Here is a 4426-nt window from a genome sequence, read left to right on the forward strand (position 1 = left end):
CGGTAGAAGCGCGCCTCGGCGGGGTAGATGTGCTCCTCCATGAACGCCTCGAGGCGCGCTTCGAGTTCTTCGACACGGGCGGATTTCGGTGGGATCATGGCAGTGCCTCCGTTCGGAAAGCCGCCGCGCGGGGGCACGGCGAATGTTGAGGTCATGCTAGGGGCGGCATGGTCGCTTGGCAAGAATGTAGGACGATTTCGATTGACTGTCGTGGCGCCGCAAGGCACCTCCTGCGGGCAGGGAGAGAGGATGTCGTGACCGCAAAAGTCCAGTTGCCCCGCACCGCGTGCGCCGGTACCGGCTCAGCGCCCCGTCCAGACGGGCGCGCGTTTCTCGCCGAAGGCGCGCGCTCCCTCCTGCGCATCCTCGGACGCCTCCACCCGGCGCCAGAGCGCGTCGTTGGCGGCCCAGAGTTCCCCCTCGGCGGTGCTTGCCGCGTCGCGCGCCAGCGCCAGCGCCGAACGCACGGCCAGCGGGGCGTTCTCGGCGATCTGGTGGGCGAGGGCGAGCGCGGTCTCGACCAGCACCCCGGCGGGCACCACGCGGTTGACGAGACCCAGGGCATGGGCGCGCTCGGCCTCGATCGGCTCGCCGGTCAGCAGCATCTCGTTGGCCAGGACCGGGGGGATGCGCCGGGGCAGGCGGATGGTGCCGCCGCCCGCGGGAAAGAGGCCGCGCTTGACCTCGGGCAGGCCGAACTTCGCGCCCTCGGCCGCCACCACCATGTCGCAGGACAGCACCAGTTCGAAGCCGCCCGCCAGCGCCGCGCCCTGCACGGCCGCGATCACCGGCTTGCTGCGCTGCGCATCGGCGAAGCCGGCGAAACGGTCCGGGTCCATGAGACCGGGCCGCTCGCCCGCCGCGAAGGCCGCAAGGTCCATACCGGCGCAGAACACGCGCCCGCGTCCGGCGAGCACGATCGCGCGCACGTCCTCGTCCGCTTCAAGCGCCGGCAGCGCCTCGCGCATCGCGGTCGTCAAGGCATCGTTCACGGCGTTCAGGCGGTCGGGGCGGTTCAGCCACAGGATTGCCACATGCCCCGTTCGCTCGATCTCGATCTCGCTCACCTTGCGCCCCCCGTCGTCGATATCGCCTCAGCCATGCACCGGGGCGGCGCCCGTGTCCACTGTCGCAAATCGCTGGAAGGGAGGAGCCCATGCCCAAGGCCACGCTGACCCGGGAGGGCACGCTCGGCGTGCTCCGCATCGACAATCCGCCGGTCAACGCGATCTCTCCGCAAGTGACGCGCGATCTGGACGCCGCGCTCGACGCCTTCGAGGCCGCCGCCGATCTGGAGGCGCTGGTGATCGAATGCGCGGGGCGCACCTTCGTCGCCGGCGGCGACATCGCCAGCTTCTCGCAGCCCGGATTCTCCGCCGCGCCCTTCAACGCGGTGCTGCGGCGGATCGAGGATCAGGCGCGGCCGGTCGCCGCCGCGCTCTTCGGCACGGTGCTGGGCGCGGGGCTGGAACTGGCCATGGCCGCGCATGTCCGCGTGGCGCATCCGGGCACGAAACTCGGGCTGCCCGAGATCACGCTGGGACTGATCCCCGGCTCGCTCGGCACCCAGCGGCTACCGCGGCTTGCGGGGCTGGAGACCGCGTGGCGGATGATCTCGACCGGCAAGCCGGTGGGCGCGCAGCAGGCGCTCGATGCCGGCATCGTCGACCAGCTGGACGAGACGCCGGCAGAGGCCGCGCGCGCGGCGGCCCGCGCCGCCACGGGCCGTGCGGTGCGCCGCACCCGCGACCTGTCGGTGCCGGCGGGCGCGGACGACGCGGGGCTGATCGAGGCCGCGCGCAGGGAAGGGGAGGCGAAGCCGCATCTGCCGGCCGTGGCCGCCGCCGCCGACGGCCTCGCCGCCGCTGCGGAAAAGCCCTTTGACGAGGGCGAGCGGATCGAGGCCGAGCACTTCGCGCAGCTGCTGCACACGCCCGCCTCGCGCGCCCTGCGGCACGTCTTCTTCGCGGAGCGCGCGGCGGCCAAGATCCCCGGTCTGCCGTCGGACCTGACGCTGCGCGAGGTTGCCACCGTCGGCATCGTCGGCGTCGGCACGATGGGCGCGGGCATCGCGCTGACCTTCGCGCGCGCGGGCTTTCCGGTCACCCTGGTCGAGAATGACGCCGAGGCGCTGGAGCGCGGGCAGGCCAACATCCGCCGCATGCTGGAATCGAGCGTGCAGCGCGGCCGGATGACCGAGGCGGAGGCCGAGGCGCAGCTGTCGCGCATGTCCGGGGCGACGGACATGGGCGCGCTGGCCGAGGCCGACCTGGTGATCGAGGCCGTCTTCGAGGACATGGCGCTCAAGCTCGACCTCGCCGCGAAGCTGGGCGCGGCGATGAAGCCCGGCGCGATCATCGCCAGCAACACCTCGACCCTCGACGTGGATCGGATCGCCGGGGCGACGGGTCGTCCCGAGGACGTGCTGGGCACGCATTTCTTCAGCCCCGCCCACATCATGAAGCTGCTCGAGGTGGTGCGCGGGCGGCTCACCGATCCGGAGGTGCTGGCGACGGTGATGCGCCTTGCCCGGAAGATCGGTAAGGTGCCGGTGGTGAGCGGCGTCTGCTACGGTTTCATCGGCAACCGCATGGCAGAGGTCTACATGCGCGAGTCCGAGGCGATGCAGCTCGAGGGCGCGATGCCCGCGCAGATCGACGGCGTGGCGGAGGACCCGGCCTGGATCGGCATGGCGATGGGGCCATCGCGGATGCTCGACATGGCGGGCGTGGACGTGGGCGCGCGCACGGTGATCGAATGGATCGACAGCGGCGCGGGACCGCAGGACCCGGCCTATCGCGCGCTCTGCCGCGCGCTCTTCGAGGCCGGGCGCCACGGGCAGAAGACGGGTTCAGGCTACTATGCCTACGAGGGGCGCAGGCCGGTGCCCTCGGAGGAGACCGCGGCGCTGGCGGCCGAACTGGCAAAGACGCACGGCGTCGCCCGCCGCGACGCGATCCCGGCGCAGGAGATCTTCGAGCGCCTGCTCTACCCCATGGTGAACGAGGCCGCGGCGATCCTGGAGGAGGGCATCGCCTATCGCCCCGGCGACATCGACGTCATCTGGACGCAGGGCTACGGCTTTCCGGGCTGGCGGGGCGGGCCGGTCTTCATGGCGGACGAGATCGGGCTGTCGGAGATCGTCGCTCGGCTCGATCACTACGCGGAGAGGCTGGGCAACGACCGGGGCTACTGGAGCGTTTCGCCGCTGCTGCGGGATCTCGCGCGACAGGGCGCGCGGCTCTCGGACTGGCGCCCGCAGGACTGAAAGGGAGAGACCCATGAGAGAGGCCGTCATCGTCAGCACCGCGCGCACGGGCATCGGCCGTGCCTATCGCGGCAGCCTGAACGCCACGAAATCGCCCACCCTGGCCGGACATGCGCTGCGCCACGCCGTCGCGCGCGCGGGCGTGGACCCGGCCGAGGTCGAGGACGTGGTGATGGGCACGGTGCTCGCCGCGGGCACCGCCGGAATGAACATCGCGCGCAACGCGGGTTTCGCTGCCGGTCTGCCCGCCGGCGTGGCCGCGCAGACCATGGACCGGCAGTGCGCGTCCGGCCTCATGGCCATCGCCACCGCCGCCAAGCAGATCATGGTGGACGGGCAGACCGTGACCGCCGCCGGCGGGCAGGAGAACATCTCCGCCGTTCAGGACCGCTATTTCACCTGGGCCGCGGAAGAGGCCGACCCCAACGTGATCGCACAGGCCGAACATGCCTACATGCCGATGCTCAAGACCGCCGAGGTGGTGGCGGAACGCTACGGCGTGAGCCGCGAGGCGCAGGACGAATACGCGCTGTCCTCGCAGAGTCGCACGGCGGCGGCGCAGGAGGCCGGCCGCTTCGACGCCGAGATCGTGCCCTTCGAGACCACCATGCTGGTCAAGGACCGCGCGACGGGCGAGGTGCACGAGCGGCCCGTCACGCTCGACCGCGACGAGGGCAACCGGCCGGAGACCACGCTGGAGACGCTGGGCGGGCTGAAGCCCGTCCTGGAGGGCGGCACCGTGACGGCGGGCAACGCCAGCCAGCTCTCCGACGGCGCCTCGGCCTGCGTGCTGATGGAGCGGCGCGAGGCCGAGCGGCGCGGGCTGGAGCCGCTGGGCGTCTATCGCGGCATGGCGGTCGCGGGGCTCGCCCCCGAGGAGATGGGAATCGGCCCGGTCTATGCCGTGCCGCGCCTGCTGGAGCGGCACGGGCTGAAGGTCTCGGACATCGACCTGTGGGAACTCAACGAGGCCTTCGCGGTGCAGGCGCTCTACTGCCGCGACACGCTGGGCATCGACCCCGCGATCTACAACGTCAATGGCGGCGGCATCTCGGTCGGCCATCCCTACGGCATGACCGGGTCGCGGCTGGTGGGTCACGCGCTGATCGAGGGCAGGCGCCGCGGCGCGCGGCATGTCGTGGTCACCATGTGCGTGGG

3 protein-coding genes are annotated in these 4426 nt (G+C 71.9%); 2 read left to right on the forward strand and 1 reads right to left on the reverse strand.

Annotated elements, in window-relative coordinates; translation table 11 throughout:
* Positions 1 to 302: 302 nt before the first annotated feature.
* A complete protein-coding gene (locus tag ACESL7_RS13410) occupies positions 303 to 1067 on the reverse strand; it encodes a crotonase/enoyl-CoA hydratase family protein (protein ID WP_372893814.1) in 765 nt (254 codons plus the stop codon).
* 89 nt (positions 1068 to 1156) lie between these two features.
* Between ACESL7_RS13410 and ACESL7_RS13415 the strand changes: the two genes are divergently transcribed.
* On the forward strand, positions 1157 to 3268 hold the full coding sequence (locus tag ACESL7_RS13415) for a 3-hydroxyacyl-CoA dehydrogenase NAD-binding domain-containing protein (protein ID WP_372893815.1): 2112 nt from the start codon (positions 1157 to 1159) through the stop codon (positions 3266 to 3268).
* Positions 3269 to 3281: 13 nt separating this feature from the next.
* Positions 3282 to 4426, forward strand: a 1145-nt coding sequence (locus ACESL7_RS13420; protein WP_372893816.1) for an acetyl-CoA C-acyltransferase, incomplete at its 3' end; no start/stop codon positions are given.

Origin of the sequence: Rhodosalinus sp., from assembly GCF_041685465.1 — a bacterium.
Lineage (GTDB): Bacteria > Pseudomonadota > Alphaproteobacteria > Rhodobacterales > Rhodobacteraceae > Rhodosalinus.

Bases quoted from the DNA above. Each gene is read 5' to 3' on its own strand.
- ACESL7_RS13415 (WP_372893815.1), top strand. From the start codon at position 1,157: ATGCCCAAGGCCACGCTGACCCGGGAGGGCACGCTCGGCGTGCTCCGC.